We start from the raw sequence: 16,153 nt of genomic DNA on the forward strand, positions 1-16,153 counted from the left end.
TATCCGTCCTACCCCCCTACCGTCCTACCCTCCTACCGTAAAGTCAGGTCTTCAAGCCGCCGACCAGTTCCTTCAACTCCACGCTCTCGGCCAGCAGCGCGTTGCTGGCCGAGGTCATCTCCTGGCAGGCCGCGCTCTGCTCCTCGGTGGAGGCGTTCACCTCCTGCGCGGCGGCGGCGTGATTCTCGGCGGTCTTGGCGATCGTGTCGAGGCCGGCGCTGGCGCTGGTCACGGCGCCGGTGTTCTGCTCGGCGGCGACCGATACACCGGTGGCCGCCGCCCGCGTCTTGGCAGCCGCGGTGGTGATGATCCGCAGCGCCTCGTCGATCTCCCGCGACACGCGCTCGATCTCGCCCACGCGGGTGGCGCCCGATTCCATGGCCCGCGCGCTGGTGGTGACCCGCGTGGTGACGAGGCCGGTCATCTGGGCCACGTCCTGCGCCGCCTTCTGCGACTGCTCGGCGAGCTTGCGCACCTCGTCGGCCACGACGGCGAATCCGCGGCCGGCGTCGCCGGCGCGGGCGGCCTCGATGGCGGCGTTGAGCGCCAGCAGGTTGGTCTGCTCGGCGATCTGGCTCACCGTCTGCACGAACCGCGTGATGTCGGCGGCGGCGGTGGTGAGCGCCGTGACCTCGCTGGCCGCCTGCTCGACGCTGGTCTTCACGTCGGTGAGGATGGCCAGGGCGTGTTCGATCTCCACGCGCTTCTCGCTCGCCGCGCGCTCGATCTCGGCGGCCAGCGCGTGCACCTCGTCGGCGCGGGCCTTCACCTGGCCCGACGTGTTGCGCAGAGTCGTGAGCGTCTCGTCCACCGTGCGGATCTGATGGACCTGGGTTTCGGCGCCGTGCGAGACCTCGGACATCGCGTTGGCCATGTGGCTGGCCGACACGGCGATCTCCTCCGACACCGACGACAGCTGGTGGGCCGAGCTCGACACGCTCTCGGCGGTGCGCGCGGCGGCCGCCACGACGCGTGACAGCGAGTCGCCGGTGCGGTTCATCGCGTCGGCGAGGATGCGGAACTCGCCCGGCATCGGGGCGGTGGTGCGGGCCGTGAGGTCGCCGCGGCTGAGCCGCTCGGCGTGCGCGACGAGCGCGTCCAGAGGGCGGCCCACCGATGTCACCGTGATCACGACGACGATCACGCCGATGAGCAGGGCGAGGCCGATGAGGCCGAGCATGATCGTGCCGCGGCGCGTGGTTTCGGCGGCGAGTTGCGTCGACGCGGCGGCGGCCTTCTGGGACTTGAGCTCGGCGAGGCGGTCGATGTTGGCGAGCAACGGGCCCACCACGGCGCGCGCCTTGGCGGCCTGCTGGTGCGCGTCGGCGGCGCGGCCGAGGTCGGCCAGCCGGTGGGCGAGCGTGTACTTCACCTCGAGGTCGGACAGCTTGGCGTCGATCGACGCGAGCACGCCGAGCTCCTCGGCGGTCTGTCCGGGCCGATTGTTCATCGCGCGCTGGATGTTGTGGGCGGCCCACCCCTCGTCCTGGAAGGTGCGCTCGGCGGAGCTGTCGCGGGTCTCCACGTACTGGGAGCCGGCTTCGAGCGTCTGCTCCACGGCGCCCGAGAGCTGCGCGGCGAGGCGGGATTCTTCCTGGACCGCGCTGAGCGTGGACGTCATGGTATCGGCGAGCGTGCCCATCGAACTGCGGGCCAGCACGGCGGCGATCACGAGCAGCGCTACCAGCCCGCCGAACCCCGTCCAGAGCCGGCCGCGGATCGTTCCCAGGTCGCGCAGCGACACGTTCATTGGGCGCCCTCCACCACCTGCAGGGCGCCGTGATGGATGACCGTCATCACCACGCTCTTGCCGATCGGATCGCCGGTGGTGCCGAAATAGAGATTGCCCGTAACGCCCTTCCATGCCGTGGCCGCGTCGAGGCCGGCGAGGAAGTCACGGATCTTGCTGCGGTTGGGTCCGACCCTGGTGAGCGCGAAATACAAGAGGTTGGTGGCGTCGTAGGCGAGGGCCGCGTTGCCGTCGGGCGTGAGTCCGAATTTGGCCTTGAAATCCTGCACGAACCGTTGCACCGCGGGGTCGGGGTTCTGGGCGCTGAACGGCGCGCCCACGTAGACTCCGTCCGCGTTCACTGTATCGACGGTGAGACCGGTCCATCCGTCACCACCGAGCAGGGTGGCGCCGAACTTCTCGCGCCGCACCTCGTTCAGGAACGCGATGCCGGAGGCGTCGGTCCCGGGCACGAACACGAGGTCGGGGTTCACCGTCTTGAGATAGGCCACGTAGGGCTCGAAGTTCTGCGAGCCCTCGGCGATCGGATCGAACGCCACCACGCTCCCGCTGAAGTTGCGCCGGAAGGCGTCGGCCAGGCCGCGCCCGTAGGCGTTGTTCTCGTAGAGGATGGCGGCGCGCCGCTTGCCCAGCCGCGTGCCGGCGAATCGCGCCATCTGCAGGCCGTTCATCGAATCGCTGGGGATCACCCGGAACACCCATGGCGAGATGCCGGTGAGCGCGGGCGACGTGGCCGTGGTCGCCACCGAGACCAGGTGGCCGGCGTCGTAGACTTTGGCGGCCGCGACCTCGGTGCCCGAGTTCACGTGGCCGATCACGGCGACCACCGAGGGATCGGTGACGAAGTGCCGGGCGATGGCCGTCGCCTTCTGGCCGTCGGCCTCGTCGTTCTGCCAGTCGATCTCCACCGGGTGGCTGGAGAATTCGGGACGAGCCTTGATCTGATCGTAGGCCAATTCCATGCCGCGGCGGTTCATCGCGCCGTAGGCTTCGTTCCACGGGCCGGCCGCGCCGAAGCGCGCCACGGCGCCGGAGCCGGACCCGCCGCAACCGATCAGGATCAGGCCGAGGAGAGTGTAGAGCTTTCGCACGATGAGGAAGGGAGACGACGGAGAGGAAGGGCGGACCATGGCGTCGTCGCCATCTACTGCCGGCTCGCCGGGGATGCGATGCCGTGACGTCCCCCAATCTAACCAACTCCAGCCCCGAGCACATCAGCCGGTCCGGTGGTCTGGCGAGCGGCGGCCGAGGTTTCTAGGATGCAGGGAGCATCCCGCTGGGCCCAACCAGGAGAGGTCATGCCGATCGACGCCGCGCACCTGCACCTGCTCGTGAACCATTTTCCGGTGGTGCTGAGCATCGTCGGACTGACGTCGCTCGCCGTGGGAGCCGTCACGCGGCGCGATTTCTACTGGCGGGCGGGGCTGCAGCTCATGGTGCTGGCCGCGATCGCCGCCGTGGTCGCCATCCTCACGGGCGAATCGGCGTCGGACGAGATTCGGCAGCGCGCGTTCGTGCTGCGAGGCACGATCGGCGCGCACTCCTCCGCCGCGTACGCCGCCCTCTGGGCGCTGCTCATCGGCGGCGCGATCTCGGCGTATGCCTGGTGGCGCGCGCGGGCCAGCGACGTGGGGGCGCTGCCGGCGTGGCTACGGGAGCTGGTGCTGATCGCGGCGCTCGTCGGCGCGGCGCTCGTGGGGTACGCGGCGTACCGCGGGGGCATCATCGTCCACGACGCGCCGGTGTTGCAGGTCGATCGCGCGGCCGGCGCCATCGCGCCCGAGGGCGTTCAGGCCATCCCGCAGCCTTGATCCGGCGGTCTACGCGCCGCGCGTCTGCTGCTGCGTGAGGCAGTGCAGCGTGCCCAGTCCCCACACGAGATCCACGGCGTGGATGCCGACGATCTGGTGGTCGGGCATGATCTCGGCGAGGATGTTGAGCGCCACGCGATCGTTGGGATCGTTGAACGTGGGCACGATCACGACGCCGTTGGCGATGTAGAAGTTGGCGTAGCTGGCCGGGAGGCGCTCGCCGTTCATCGTCACGGGGCGCGGAAAGGGCAGCTTGATGACCGTGAAGTCGCCCTTCTTGCCGCCCGCCGCCTGCAGCCGCTTGAGGTTGTCCTTGGAGCGCGCGTGGTTCTCGTCGGCCGGATCCTCCTCGTACGCCAGGAGCACCACGTCGTGCGCGGCGAACCGCGCCACGTCGTCCACGTGGCCGTGCGTGTCGTCGCCCACGCATCCCTCGCCCAGCCAGATCGTCTTGCGGATGCCGAGCCAGGTGGCGAACGCGCGCTCGTAATCGGCGCGCGAGAGCCCCGGATTGCGCGCCTGGACGTCGGAGAGCAGGCATTCCTCGGTCACGAGCAGGGTGCCGCGCCCATCGGTGTCGATGGCGCCGCCCTCGAGCACGAGCGGCGCGCCGTCCGGCCGCGTGGCCGCTTCCAGGCGCAGTCCGCTGATGCGGGCGATGGCGGCGCCGATCACCCGATCGCGCGCGTAGTTGTCGTACTTGGCCCAGGCATTGAACTCCCAGTTGATCAGCTCCACGCTGCCGTCGGGACGCATCACCGTGGTCGGCGCCGAGTCGCGGAGCCACACGCGGTCGGTGGGCGCGAGGTGGATGCGCACGTTCCGGCGCACGTCGTGGGCGGCGAGGTAGCCCTGGGCGCGGCGCGCGGCGTCCTCGTCGCGGCAGAGGATCTCCACCGGCTCGTGCGCGGCGAGCACGCGCGCGATCTCGGCGTACACCCAGTGGATGGCGTCGAGCTTGCCGGGCCAATCCGGCTCGTGGTGCGGCCACGCGATCCACGTGGCCGTGTGCGGTTCCCACTCGGCGGGAAACCGGCGGGACGACGTGGGGGTGGCGCGCTTAGGCGCCGAGATATCGGCTGAGGATCGGCGCGTAGGCATCGATGCGGCGGTCGCGAAGGAAAGGCCAGTTGCGCCGGGTGTCCTCGATGAGCCTGGGGTCGCAGGTGGCGACCAGCACTTCGGGATCGGAGCCGGCGTCGGCTATGAGACGTCCGAACGGGTCGCTGACAAAGGAGTGGCCGAAGAATTCGAGGCCGCCGGTTCCCGGCTCGGTTTCGAAGCCCACGCGGTTGGGCGCGGCCACGAACACGCCGTTGGCGATGGCGTGCGCGCGCTGCGCGGTGCGCCACGCGTCCACCTGCGCGGCGCCGTACTGCGCCTTCTCGGCCGGGTGCCAGCCGATGGCCGTGGGATAGAAGATGATGTCGGCGCCGAGCAGCGCCGTGATGCGGGCGGCCTCGGGATACCACTGGTCCCAGCAGATGAGCACGCCGATGTCCGCGTAGCGCGTCTTCCACACCTTGAACCCGGCGGCCTGCGCCACGACGCGCGCGTCGAGCGTCGCATCGGGCGTGCCGTCGCCGGGCGTGAAGTAGTACTTCTCGAGAAAGAGCGGATCGTCGGGGATGTGCATCTTGCGGTACACACCCAGGAGCGCGCCGTCGGCGTCGATCACGGCGGCCGAGTTGCGATACACGCCCGGCGCCTGCTTCTCGAACAGCGGCACGATGAGGACGATCTCCAACTCGCGGGCCAGCTGCTGCATGGCGGCGGTGGTGGGACCGGGAATCGGCTCGGCGAGGTCGAAGCGCTCGGCGTGCTCCACCTTGCAGAAGTACGGCGCGTTGAAGAGCTCCTTGAGGCAGACGATCTGCGCGCCGCGCGCCGCGGCCTCACGCACGCGCGTCACCGTGGCCGCCACGGACGCGGTGGCGTCGGCGGTGGCGGCGTCCTGGATGATGCCGACGGTGAACGGGGCCTTACTCATGGGGGAAAGTTGCAGTCGCCGCGGTCGGGGAGGAAGGGCGGCCGCAAGATTCTCGGGAACGCGCCGGCGGGATCCGCCCGGCGCGCGACTAGTTTCAGGAGTCGATCCCATCCCCTCCGCCCCGTGCCATGGCCCTCTCCGCCACGATCTACAACTTCGAGATCCAGCTCGCCGACGTGGACCGCGGCGTGTACGAATCGCTGGCCTTCAAGGTGGCCCAGCATCCGTCGGAAACGCCCGAATATCTGCTCACCCGCGTGCTCGCCTACTGCCTCGAGTATCGCGAGGGGATCGCGTTCTCCAAGGGGCTGGCCGAGCCCGACGAGCCGGCGGTGGTGGTGCGCGATCTCACCGGCGCGTTGCTGGTGTGGATCGAGATCGGCACGCCCGATGCGGCGCGCCTCCACAAGGCGAGCAAGGCCGCGCCGCGCGTGGTGGTGTACACGCACAAGGACCCGCAGGCGCTGGTGCGCCAGCTGAGTGGCGAACGCATCCACCGGCGCGAGGCGATCGACGTGCTCGGCGTGGACCGCGAGCTGCTGGCCGCGCTGGTCGAACGGCTGGACCGCAGGATGAAGCTCGACCTGTCGGTGACGGGCGGGGAACTGTACGTCACGCTGGGCGGCCGCACGCTCAGCGGCTCGGTGGAACGGCACTCGTTGGCCGACGGGTGACCGATCGGCGGGAGGCGCTGCGCGATCAGCCCTCGCGCGCGGCCAGCACCCGCAAGACGCCCGGCCGGCTCTCCACGCACACTTCCGCCGACGCGGCGCGCCGCAATTCGCCGTCGGCTTCGTACAGGGGCGGCGCCGCGAAGCGGAGCGTGAATGCTGCGGCGCGCCGCGCCGTCACGCGCGGATGGCCGAGGTGCGTGCCTCGCGCGGCGCGCGCCAGCAGCGCGGGACGCGCCAGCACGCCCACGTCGGGAATCGCGATCGCATCGAGCAGTCCGTCGTCCACCCGGGCGCCCGGCGCCACGTGGAAGGCGCCGCCGAAGTGCGCGCCGTTGGCGAACGCGAGCAGCAGATAGCGCGACGGCGCGAGGTCGCCGTCCAGGCGCACCTCGAGCCCGGAATACGCGAACAGTTCGCGCAGCGCCGCGGCGGCGTAGACGGCCGTGCCGCCCAGCCACCGCATGCGCCGGGTGCGCTCGATCACCGCGACATCGAACGCGAACCCGGCGACGTTCAGAAACCACTGGTCGTCCACGGCGCCCATGTCGATGCGGCGCTCCACGCCGTCGCCGGCGACGAGCCGCGCCATGGCCTCGGGGTCGTGCGACGGTTCGGGGAGATTCTTCACGAAGTCGTTGCCCGTGCCGGCGGAGAGCAGCGCCAGCCGGGCCGGCGATCCCCGCCGCGCCAGCTCGGCGGCGGCCTTGCTCCAGGTGCCGTCGCCGCCGAGCACGGCGATCGTCTCGCACCCGGCGTCGAGGGCGGCGCGCACCTGGCACGCCTCGTCGCCGGGCGCCGTGGTGAGTCGCACGTCGGTGATGCCGCACGCGGCGAACGCCTGCGCCACGCGCGGCAGGAGCCGCGCGCCGCGCCCGCGTCCCGCGGTGGGATTGACGATGAGGCAGGCGCGCGGGGTCACGCGTGGGCGCTAGGGGGAGGCGGCGATCGACCCGATGACGATGTCGCCCACGTTGGTGCCCGTGGGTCCGGTGCGCACCAGCGCGCCCGCGGCATCGAGCGCGGCATACGATTCGTGCGCCGCCAGCGCGGCGGCGGGGTCGCGGCCCGCGTCGCGGATCGCGTCCCACGTGCCGGCGTCCACGGCGGCGCCCGCCGCGTCGGTGGGGCCGTCGCGACCGTCGGTGCCGGCGGCGAGGAGCGTGATGCCGCGCGCGGCGTCACCGGCGTCGGCGAGCACGCGCGCCGCGGCGAGCGCCAGTTCCTGGCAGCGGCCGCCCTGCGGCTGCGGCACGGGCGGCATGGCGCCCGACTCGCTGCGCGCCCGCAGCCCCGGCGTGAGCGTGGGATGCGGAATCGCCACCGTCGTCTCGCCGCCGCAGATGAGCACCGACGCCTGTCCGCCCGACTGGGCGCGGCGCGCGATGAGGGCCCGCGCGAGCGCGGCGCCGGCTTCGGACGCACTCCCCTCGAGCGGGGCGTCGGCCACCGTCACCTGCGGAATGCCGAGCGCGGTGGCGCGGGCCATGGCCGCGTCCAGCGCCACGCGATTGTTCACGATCACGCGCGCCGACACGTGCGCGAACGCCGGGTGCGTGCTCTTAGGCGTCTCGGGCACCACGCCGCGCTGCGTGCCCGCGAGGTGCTCGCGAAACGAGGGCGCGAGCCGCTGGTACAGCTTCACCCGCTGCAGGATCTCGATCACGTCCTTCACCGTGTTCGGATCGGGCACGCACGGGCCCGATCCGATGGACGAGATGTCGTCGCCGATCACGTCGGAGATGGCCAGGCAGTGCGTGGCGGCGGGCGCGAGCGCCAGCGCCAACCGCCCGCCGCCCCAGCGCGAGAACCGCTTGCGCACGGCGTTCATCTCGCGAATCCCCAGTCCGCTGCTGAGGAGCATCTCATACAGATGCGCGAAGTCGGCTTCGCTCATCCCACGGAGCGGCGCGCCGATCAGGCTGGACGCGCCGCCCGAGATGAGCACGACGGCGAGGTCGTTGCTCTTCATGCCCGCGGCGGCGTCGCCCAGCCGGGCCGCGGCGCCGAACGAGTTGCGTCCCGGCACCGGATGATCGCCGCGCACCGCGGGCACGGCGGCGGTGGGCGACGGCGTGTCATCCGGTCCGACGATCAGGCCGCCGGCGATGGACAGCAGCGAACGCTGCAGCGTGGCCACGGCGGCACCGGCCATCGAGTGCGCCGCCTTGCCGACGGCGAACAGCCAGAGTCGCTGGTGGCGCGCCGTGGAGATCTTGGCGATGGCCTGCGACGTGGCGGCACCGGGATCCGCCCCTTCAACGGCGGCGCGGAACAGCGACTCGACCACCTCACGGGGGGGCGTGGGGGTCATGCGGCCACCCGGGTCGGGTGGCCCGAACGGGAGGGGCGGCGCCGGGACCCGGCGCGCCCCTCCCCGACATCACGGCGATCCAGAACGTCCACTGCCGACCTGTTCCGCGACGGCCGCGGCCAACTCCGTATAGGCTGCCGCCGACAGCACGTTGAACGGGATCATGCGATGCGTGATGCGGCCGTCCGGCCCGACCACGAACAGGAAGCGGGCGTCGTACTTGCCGCTCGCCGCGCCGTAGAGCTTGCCCACGGCCTGGTTCGAATCGCTGCCGAACAGCATCGGGAAGTGCGAGTCGCGCGCCCACGAATACAGCGCGGTGTCCGGATCGACACTGATGCCGAACACGACGACCTTCTTTCCACCGTTGAAGAGCGTGGCGTACTGATCACGGTACGCCTCCATTTGGACCGTTCACCCTTTGGTCCGCGCCTTGATGAAGAAGGCGATCACCACCGTCTGCCCACGAAAATCATGGAGCGAAACGGGCTTGGCCAACAGGCCGTACCGGGTGGCGCCCGGGATCGTGAAATCCGGCGCCATCTGCCCAACCTGGGGCGCCGCCGCGGCGGCCTGGGCCGCGGTCTGCTGCGCCCGCGCGACCGTGGCCGCGCAGACCAGGGCGAGCGTGAGGCCCACGCCGCGGATTGTTGCACCCTTCATGAGAACCCCCGAGAGAAAAGCCGTCGCGGCAAGATGGGGACCGCCCCCCGAGAACGCAATGCAAGGGAGCCGGCGCGGCGCATGGCGCGTCCGATGGTCCGGTGACGGGCTGTACGAAACCTTTCGTGGCCCGCGCAGGTCTGTAGAGTGTATACAGGTCGACGCCGACCCGGAGGGTCCCGCCAATGAGCCAAGTCGAAACTCAACTCGATCAGGTGCTGGAACAGCTGGTGCGCGACGTGGAAGCCGCCGTGCACGCCATGTACCGCGGCGACATGCGCCAACAGACGGCGAAGCTGAAAACCGACGCGCAGCGCGCCGTGGCGCGCCAGGCCGTCCTTTCCATAGTAAGCGCGCCGCGGCCGACCGGAGACACCGAGCCCCCCATCATCGCCGGCTCGAGCCTGTCGTCCGATGAAGTGGCGGCCATCACCCGCTGCATCACGGGCTGGCTGCCCATGGGCGATCCGCGGGCCGCCACCCCCAACGCGCGGTGCATCCCCGCGGCGCGCGAGATCGCGCCCACCTGGGGCGAGCGCGAGAAGGCGCGGCTCTCCATCCGGCGCGCCGCCGAGAGCTCGGCCGGAACGGGGCCTGCATGACGCGAGCGCCGGAGGCGGCGGACTGTTCTCCACCGCGCCCGGCGCTCCGTCCGTCCTGAGCGGCGCTACTTCCGGCCCACGAGCGACCGCAGCACGTACGGCAGGATGCCGCCGTGCCGGTAGTAGTGCATCTCCTCCGGCGTGTCGATGCGCGCCTGGACCGCGAACTGCCTGATCGATCCGCCCGGCGCCGTGGCGCGCACGGTGAGCGTCGCCCTGGGCTTGAGCGAGTCGTCGAGCCCCACGAGGTCGAAGGTCTCGAAGCCGGTGAGTCCCAGCGACTGCCGCGTGTCGCCGCCCGTGAACTCCAGCGGCAGCACGCCCATGCCCACCAGGTTGGACCGGTGGATGCGCTCGAACGACTCGGCGATCACCGCCTTCACGCCCAGCAGCACGGTACCCTTGGCCGCCCAATCGCGCGACGACCCGGTGCCGTACTCCTTGCCGGCGATGATGACGAGCGGCGTGCGCGCCTTCTGGTACTCCATCGCCGCGTCGTAGATGAACCTGGCCGCGCCGCCGGCCTCGGCGGCGGTCCACCCGCCCTCGGTGCCCGGCGCCAGCTCGTTGCGCAGCCGGATGTTCGCGAACGTGCCGCGCATCATCACTTCGTGGTTGCCGCGGCGCGAACCGTACGAGTTGAAGTCCTTCCGTTCCACGCCGTGCGCCACCAGCCACTGGCCGGCCGGGCTCTTGAGCGGGATGCTCCCCGCCGGTGAGATGTGGTCGGTGGTGATCGAGTCGCCGAGCATGGCCAGCGCCCGCGCGCCGCCAATCGGCTGCACGCCCGGCGGCGTCATCGTCATGCCGTCGAAGTACGGCGGGTTCTTGACGTACGTGGAGTCGTTCTGCCACGCATACGTCTCGCCGTGCGGCACGGCCAGCTCCTGCCACTCGGCGTCGCCCTTGAACACGTCGGCGTATTCGGCGGTGAAGAACTCGCGCTTCACGCTGCGCAGGATCTCGTCCTGCACGTCCTTGGCGTCCGGCCAGACGTCCTTGAGATACACCGGGCCGTTGGTGCCCTCGCCCAGCGGTTCGGTGGCGAGGTCGATGTCCATGCGGCCGGCCAGCGCGTACGCCACCACCAGCGGCGGCGACGCGAGGTAGTTGAACCTCGTGAGCGGATTGACGCGCCCCTCGAAATTCCGATTGCCGCTCAGCACGGACGTCACGATCAGCTTGTGCTGCTCGATGGCGGTGGAGATCGACTCCGGCAGCGGGCCCGAATTGCCGATGCACGTGGTGCAGCCGTAGCCCACGAGGTTGAATCCCAACGCGTCCAGATACTCGGTGAGCCCGGCCTGGTCGTAGTAGTCGGTGACCACCTTGGAGCCCGGCGCCAGCGAGGTCTTCACCCACGGCTTGGTCCGGAGCCCGCGCTTGACCGCGTTCCGCGCCAGCATGCCGGCGGCGATCATCACGCCCGGGTTCGACGTGTTGGTGCAGCTCGTGATGGCCGCGATCACCACGGCGCCGTGGCGCAGCGTGAACCGCTGGCCGTTGTGCGAGCAGTCCACGCCCTCGTGCGCCTGCGCGCCGCCCTCGCTGTCCATGCGCGCCTCGGCCTTCCTGCTGTCGGCGGTGGACGCCGCCGGCGCTCCGCCGGCCATTCGCTCCGCCTCACCCTTGTACGCCTCGAGGTACATCGACTTGGCCCGGGCCAGCGGCACGCGATCCTGCGGACGCTTCGGTCCGGCGAGACTCGGCTCCACCGTCGCCAGATCGAGTTCCAGCGTGTCGGTGAACACCGGGTCGGGCGTGTCGTCGGTGCGGAACAGGCCCTGCTCCCGGGCGTACGCCTCCACCAGCTTCACGTGATGCTCGGGGCGCCCCGAGAGCCGCAGGTACTTGAGCGTCTCGGCGTCGCACGGAAAGAACCCCATCGTGGCCCCGTACTCGGGCGCCATGTTGGCGATCGTCGCGCGGTCGGCCAGCGACAGCGACGACAGGCCGGCCCCGTAGAACTCCACGAACTTGCCCACCACCTTCTTCTTGCGGAGCATCTCCGTGCACGTGAGCACGAGGTCGGTGGCCGTGGCGCCCGCCGGCAGCTTGCCGTGCAGCTTGAAGCCCACCACCTCGGGAATGAGCATCGTCACCGGCTGGCCGAGCATCGCTGCCTCGGCCTCGATGCCGCCCACGCCCCAGCCCAGCACGCCCAGCCCGTTGATCATCGTGGTGTGCGAATCGGTGCCGACCAGCGAATCGGGATACGCCTCGCCGGTCTCCTCGTTCACGAACACCGTCTTGCCCAGGTACTCGAGGTTCACCTGGTGGCAGATGCCCGTGCCCGGCGGCACGACGCGGAAGTTCTTGAACGCGTCCTGGCCCCAGCGCAGGAACACGTAGCGCTCCTTGTTGCGCTCGAACTCCTTCTCGGTGTTGAGCAGGAACGCCGCGGCGCTGCCGTACTCGTCCACCTGCACCGAATGGTCGATCACCAGATCCACCGGCTGCAACGGATTGATCTGCTGCGGATCGCCGCCCAGGGCGGCGATGGCGTCGCGCATCGCCGCGAGATCCACCACCGCCGGCACGCCGGTGAAGTCCTGCAGCAGCACGCGCGCCGTGCGGAACGCGATCTCCTTCTCGACCTTGCCCTTCACGTCCCAGGCGATCATCGCCTCGATGTCGCCGCGCTTCACGAAGCCTTCGTCCTCGTTCCGCAGCAGGTTCTCGAGGAGGATCTTGAGGCTGAACGGGAGCGTGGAGGTGCGGCCGCCGAGACCGCTCAGGCGGAACACGGTATACGCCTTGCCGTCGACGGTCAGCGCCGCGCGGCTGCCAAAAGAATTCTTGCTTGTCATGGATTGGCCTCTCGATCACGGCCGCTCGATGGGGCCGGTGCGAGGGTTCTCGGTGGAGCCACTGCCGCAGTGCGGCAGGCTGACGGGGAATCTAGTCGGTCGTCGCGTCCAGGCGACCCCGGGTGCCCGCCGGCCGGGTCGTGGGGCAGGATCGGGGTGCCGGAGGGTGGCCACAGGCCGCACGGAATCCATAGGAACGACAACCGACGGGAACTACGATCACCACTGATTTGGCGGATTCAACTGATGACCGCAACCGCAACTGCAACTACAACAGCAAATTCTTTGGAAACTGCTCCGCCATCGGGATCGCGGGGGGGGCGCGACGAGCTTGACGGCGGGGCGGTTCCCATGCCAGTTGCCGTTGTCGTATCCGCTTGATCCGTCAGATCGGTAGTGATCGTTGTTCCCCAGCAGTTGCGGTTGCAGTTGCGGTTGCAGTTGCAGTCGCAGTCGCTGTTGCAGGGCCCGCGTGGTCTGTGGCGATGCCGGCCGCCCCATCCGGCCCTGGCCGGCAAGCCCCGACCGGGATTGACGAATCCGCGCCCGGCGGCGTACATGCACGGCACCGCTTCAGACTCAATGCACTTGGAATCCCACATGCCTGACAGCCTCGACGTCGTTGCCCTCGCCCGCGATCTCATGGCGATCGACTCCACCAGCGGCCGCGAGACGGCGCTCATGGGCCACGTCCACGCCATGCTCGAGCAGCGCGGGTGGACGGTGACCCGCATCCCGGTGAGCGAGGGCCGGTTCGACGTCTTCGCCCGGTGGAGCGACGCGCCGTTCGTCACGCTGTCCACGCACCTCGACACCGTGCCGCCGCACATCGCGCCGTCGCTGGACGGCGACACGCTGCGCGGGCGCGGCGCGTGCGACGCCAAGGGAATCGCGGCCGCCATGATCTGCGCCGCCGACACCCTGCGCGGTGCCGGGGTGCCCGTGGCGCTGCTGTTCGTGGTGGGCGAGGAGGTGTCGCACGACGGCGCGCACGCCGCCGACGCGTGGATCGCGCACAGCGGGCTCACCAGCCGCGCCATCGTGGACGGCGAGCCCACCGAGAGCATGCTCGGCAGCGGGACCAAGGGCGCCGTGCGCGTGATCGCGCGCACGGCCGGCCGGCCGGCGCACTCCGCCTACCCGCAGTTGGGCCATTCGGCGATCGACGACCTGGTGGCGCTCCTGGCCGAACTGCCGGCGCTGGAACTGCCGCGCCATGCGGTGCTCGGCGAGACGACGATCAACATCGGCCACATCAGCGGCGGCGTGGCCGACAACGTGGTGGCGCCGTGGGCCGAGGCACGCCTCATGGCGCGCCTCGTGACGCCGGCCGAAGTGCTGATGCCCGTGCTCGAACGGTGGGCCCGCGGCCGCGCCGAGCTGGAGTGGGGGGTGATGGTGCCGCCCGTGATGCTCGGCGTGCTGCCCGGGTTCGAGACGGCGGTGGTGGCGTTCGCCACCGACATCCCGGCGCTCGGCAATTGGGGAACGCCGTATCTGTTCGGTCCGGGCTCCATCCACGTGGCCCATCGCGACGACGAGCACGTGCGGGTGGCCGAACTGCGCGCGGCCGTGGAGGCCTACGCGCGCATCGTCCGCGCTCTGGCCTGAGGCGGCTTCTCGCTCCACTTCTCGGCCCACTCCGCCACGGCGCTCAGCGCCTGTTCCAGCGCCCGGCCCTTCTTGCTGAGTTCGTACTCCACGCGCACCGGCGTTTCCGGGGTCACGATCCGTCGCACGATTCCCTCGGCTTCGAGTTCCCTGAGCCGTTCGGAGAGCATGCGGTCGCTGACGTCGGGAATGGCGGTGCGGAGGTCGCAGTACCGGCGACGGCCGGTCATGAGCACCTGGACGATCGCGCCCGTCCACCGGCGTCCGATCAGCTCGATCGCCTGGTGGAAGTAGGGGCAGACGGTGGATCCGTGGTCCGACATGGCACCAACCTTGTCATGGAAAGAATACTTGACAAGAGTAACTTACTATTCTAGAGTTCCATACACAAGGTAGGTAACACATCAACTATTTGGCAGGGGAGAACTCACCATGGGCACGCCGACCACCTGGCAGATCGATGCATCGCACAGCGCCGCCGAGTTTGCCGTGAAGCACCTGATGATCGCGACCGTCAAGGGTCGATTCGCCGACGTGAAGGGCACCGTGATCGTGGACGACGCCGCCCCCAAGGCGGCGCGCGTGGACGTCACCATCGCCGTGGCGTCCATCGACACGCGCGATGAGAAGCGCGACGCGCACCTCAGATCCGCCGACTTCTTCGACGTGGAGCGCTTTCCGGTGATCACGTTCAAGGGCAAGCGCGTGGACGGCCCGCTGGACGGCGAGTTCAAGCTCGTGGGCGACCTCACGATCCGCGACGTGACCCGCGAAGTCACGCTGAACGTGGAGTCGGCCGGCCAGGCCACGGATCCCTGGGGCGGCCAGCGCGCCGGCTACTCGGCCACCACGAAGATCAACCGCAAGGACTTCGGGCTCGTGTGGAACGTGGCGCTGGAGACGGGTGGGGTGCTGGTGGGCGACGACATCAAGATCTCCCTCGACGTGGAGTTGGTGAAGCAGGCGGCGTAACACGCGGTGCTCCACCGGGAGCATTCCATGACATCCATCGATCCGGGCGCGGCCATCGGGCGCGTCCAGCTTCGCGTGAGCGACCTCGAACGGTCGCTCACGTTCTATACGACCGTGCTCGGGCTCGACGTCCTGTCGCGCGACGCGGGCCGGGCCACGCTCGGCGTGGACGGGCGCGCCCTCGTCGTACTGAGCGCCTCGGCGGGCGCCGGGCCGCGTCCGCGCCGCACCACCGGGATCTACCACTTCGCCATCCTCGTGCCCTCGCGGGTGGATCTGGGCCATGCGCTGGCGCGGGTGCTGGCCGCGCGGTGGCCGATGCAGGGGGCATCGGATCATGGGGTGAGCGAGGCGCTCTATCTGAGCGACCCCGACGGCATCGGGATCGAGATCTACCGCGACCGCCCGCGGGCCGCATGGCCCATGCAGGACGGCACGCTGGCCATGGTCACCGATCCGCTCGATCTGCAGGCGCTGCTCGACGGGGCGCTGGCCGGCGGCCAGCCGGCCGCGCGGCTGCCCGCGGACGCGCGCATGGGGCACGTGCACCTGCAGGTGCGCGACGTCAACGAAGCCGAGCGCTTCTACCATGGCGCGTTGGGGTTCGACGTGATGCAGCGGATGGCGGCGAGCGCGCTGTTCGTCTCGGCGGGCGGCTATCACCATCATCTGGGGCTCAACACGTGGGGCGTGGCGGGAGCGCCGCCGCAGCCGGAAACCACGCCGGGCCTGGACTACTTCACGGTGGTCGTGCCGGCGGGCGGCGCGTTGGACGGCATGCGCGCGGCGCTGGCGTCGGCGGGGGTCTCGCTGGTGGAGCGCGACGGCGGATGGCTGGCCCGCGATCCGTCGGACAACCGCGTGTTGCTGGTGGCGGGCTAGGGGAGCAGCAGGTCCTCGCGGTCGACGCCGTCGTCGGCGCCGCCGGGCGTGACCAGATCCAGCCGCGCCGCCTTGAT

Annotated in this window: 16 protein-coding genes; 6 read left to right on the top strand and 10 right to left on the bottom strand. The window is 70.4% G+C overall.

The annotated features are described in order from the left end of the window. Positions 1-43: 43 nt before the first annotated feature. Entirely contained in the window at positions 44-1,750 is a 1,707-nt protein-coding gene (locus VNE60_00270; protein HVB29940.1) for a HAMP domain-containing methyl-accepting chemotaxis protein, read from the bottom strand. Continuing rightward, positions 1,747-2,841 carry an ABC transporter substrate-binding protein gene (locus VNE60_00275; GenBank protein ID HVB29941.1) on the bottom strand — a complete coding sequence of 365 codons (1,095 nt, stop codon included), beginning with the start codon at positions 2,839-2,841 and terminating at the stop codon, positions 1,747-1,749. Before VNE60_00275 ends, VNE60_00270 begins: the two co-directional genes overlap by 4 nt. A gap of 207 nt (positions 2,842-3,048) precedes the next feature. Here VNE60_00275 and VNE60_00280 point away from each other — a divergent pair, with 207 nt between their 5' ends. Further along, positions 3,049-3,561, top strand: coding sequence for a DUF2231 domain-containing protein (locus tag VNE60_00280; GenBank protein HVB29942.1), 513 nt, complete (start codon positions 3,049-3,051; stop codon positions 3,559-3,561). 9 nt (positions 3,562-3,570) lie between these two features. Here the strand turns inward: VNE60_00280 and VNE60_00285 are convergent, their stop codons facing one another. Beyond that, positions 3,571-4,662 carry an agmatine deiminase family protein gene (locus VNE60_00285; protein ID HVB29943.1) on the bottom strand — a complete coding sequence of 364 codons (1,092 nt, stop codon included), beginning with the start codon at positions 4,660-4,662 and terminating at the stop codon, positions 3,571-3,573. Beyond that, positions 4,622-5,551, bottom strand: coding sequence for a carbon-nitrogen hydrolase (locus tag VNE60_00290; protein ID HVB29944.1), 930 nt, complete (start codon positions 5,549-5,551; stop codon positions 4,622-4,624). The genes VNE60_00285 and VNE60_00290 overlap by 41 nt, the downstream gene beginning before the upstream one ends. A gap of 128 nt (positions 5,552-5,679) precedes the next feature. On the opposite strand from VNE60_00290, the gene VNE60_00295 reads away from it, so the two are divergent. Further along, on the top strand, positions 5,680-6,225 hold the full coding sequence (locus VNE60_00295) for a YaeQ family protein (protein ID HVB29945.1): 546 nt from the start codon (positions 5,680-5,682) through the stop codon (positions 6,223-6,225). 25 nt (positions 6,226-6,250) lie between these two features. Here the strand turns inward: VNE60_00295 and VNE60_00300 are convergent, their stop codons facing one another. The 4 genes from VNE60_00300 to VNE60_00315 form a co-directional block, all read right to left on the bottom strand. Continuing rightward, positions 6,251-7,144, bottom strand: a complete 894-nt coding sequence (locus VNE60_00300; GenBank protein HVB29946.1) for a diacylglycerol kinase family protein — start codon at positions 7,142-7,144, stop codon at positions 6,251-6,253. Positions 7,145-7,153: 9 nt separating this feature from the next. Further along, positions 7,154-8,536 (bottom strand): DUF4147 domain-containing protein, encoded by a 1,383-nt coding sequence (locus VNE60_00305; GenBank protein ID HVB29947.1) that lies wholly within the window; start codon positions 8,534-8,536, stop codon positions 7,154-7,156. A gap of 69 nt (positions 8,537-8,605) precedes the next feature. After that, positions 8,606-8,941, bottom strand: coding sequence for a redoxin domain-containing protein (locus VNE60_00310; protein ID HVB29948.1), 336 nt, complete (start codon positions 8,939-8,941; stop codon positions 8,606-8,608). Positions 8,942-8,950: 9 nt separating this feature from the next. Continuing rightward, positions 8,951-9,199 (bottom strand): hypothetical protein, encoded by a 249-nt coding sequence (locus VNE60_00315; GenBank protein ID HVB29949.1) that lies wholly within the window; start codon positions 9,197-9,199, stop codon positions 8,951-8,953. A gap of 185 nt (positions 9,200-9,384) precedes the next feature. Between VNE60_00315 and VNE60_00320 the strand changes: the two genes are divergently transcribed. Next, entirely contained in the window at positions 9,385-9,801 is a 417-nt protein-coding gene (locus tag VNE60_00320) for a hypothetical protein (GenBank protein ID HVB29950.1), read from the top strand. 65 nt (positions 9,802-9,866) lie between these two features. Here VNE60_00320 and acnA read toward each other — a convergent pair whose 3' ends face one another. Next, entirely contained in the window at positions 9,867-12,611 is a 2,745-nt protein-coding gene (gene acnA, locus VNE60_00325; GenBank protein HVB29951.1) for an aconitate hydratase AcnA, read from the bottom strand. A gap of 600 nt (positions 12,612-13,211) precedes the next feature. Here acnA and VNE60_00330 point away from each other — a divergent pair. Continuing rightward, positions 13,212-14,222 (top strand): M20/M25/M40 family metallo-hydrolase, encoded by a 1,011-nt coding sequence (locus VNE60_00330; protein ID HVB29952.1) that lies wholly within the window; start codon positions 13,212-13,214, stop codon positions 14,220-14,222. Here VNE60_00330 and VNE60_00335 read toward each other — a convergent pair. Continuing rightward, complete coding sequence (locus VNE60_00335) at positions 14,192-14,545, bottom strand: winged helix-turn-helix transcriptional regulator (protein ID HVB29953.1); 354 nt, start codon at positions 14,543-14,545, stop codon at positions 14,192-14,194. The two genes, VNE60_00330 and VNE60_00335, sit on opposite strands and share 31 nt — an antisense overlap. A 109-nt stretch (positions 14,546-14,654) precedes the next feature. On the opposite strand from VNE60_00335, the gene VNE60_00340 reads away from it, so the two are divergent. Then, positions 14,655-15,194, top strand: coding sequence for a YceI family protein (locus tag VNE60_00340; GenBank protein ID HVB29954.1), 540 nt, complete (start codon positions 14,655-14,657; stop codon positions 15,192-15,194). A gap of 27 nt (positions 15,195-15,221) precedes the next feature. Further along, on the top strand, positions 15,222-16,076 hold the full coding sequence (locus tag VNE60_00345; GenBank protein HVB29955.1) for a VOC family protein: 855 nt from the start codon (positions 15,222-15,224) through the stop codon (positions 16,074-16,076). Positions 16,077-16,153: the final 77 nt, after the last annotated feature.

The sequence above is a fragment of the Gemmatimonadaceae bacterium genome, from assembly GCA_035533755.1.
In the GTDB taxonomy this organism is placed as follows: Bacteria; Gemmatimonadota; Gemmatimonadetes; order Gemmatimonadales; family Gemmatimonadaceae; genus JAGWRI01.

Coding starts and splice junctions, on each gene's coding strand:
- VNE60_00270 (HVB29940.1), bottom strand. CDS start 1,750: ATGAACGTGTCGCTGCGCGACCTGGGAACGATCCGCGGCCGGCTCTGG.
- VNE60_00280 (HVB29942.1), top strand. CDS start 3,049: ATGCCGATCGACGCCGCGCACCTGCACCTGCTCGTGAACCATTTTCCG.
- VNE60_00285 (HVB29943.1), bottom strand. CDS start 4,662: ATGCCTACGCGCCGATCCTCAGCCGATATCTCGGCGCCTAAGCGCGCC.
- VNE60_00290 (HVB29944.1), bottom strand. CDS start 5,551: ATGAGTAAGGCCCCGTTCACCGTCGGCATCATCCAGGACGCCGCCACC.
- VNE60_00295 (HVB29945.1), top strand. CDS start 5,680: ATGGCCCTCTCCGCCACGATCTACAACTTCGAGATCCAGCTCGCCGAC.
- VNE60_00305 (HVB29947.1), bottom strand. CDS start 8,536: ATGACCCCCACGCCCCCCCGTGAGGTGGTCGAGTCGCTGTTCCGCGCC.
- VNE60_00310 (HVB29948.1), bottom strand. CDS start 8,941: ATGGAGGCGTACCGTGATCAGTACGCCACGCTCTTCAACGGTGGAAAG.
- VNE60_00315 (HVB29949.1), bottom strand. CDS start 9,199: ATGAAGGGTGCAACAATCCGCGGCGTGGGCCTCACGCTCGCCCTGGTC.
- VNE60_00320 (HVB29950.1), top strand. CDS start 9,385: ATGAGCCAAGTCGAAACTCAACTCGATCAGGTGCTGGAACAGCTGGTG.
- acnA (HVB29951.1), bottom strand. CDS start 12,611: ATGACAAGCAAGAATTCTTTTGGCAGCCGCGCGGCGCTGACCGTCGAC.
- VNE60_00330 (HVB29952.1), top strand. CDS start 13,212: ATGCCTGACAGCCTCGACGTCGTTGCCCTCGCCCGCGATCTCATGGCG.
- VNE60_00335 (HVB29953.1), bottom strand. CDS start 14,545: ATGTCGGACCACGGATCCACCGTCTGCCCCTACTTCCACCAGGCGATC.
- VNE60_00340 (HVB29954.1), top strand. CDS start 14,655: ATGGGCACGCCGACCACCTGGCAGATCGATGCATCGCACAGCGCCGCC.
- VNE60_00345 (HVB29955.1), top strand. CDS start 15,222: ATGACATCCATCGATCCGGGCGCGGCCATCGGGCGCGTCCAGCTTCGC.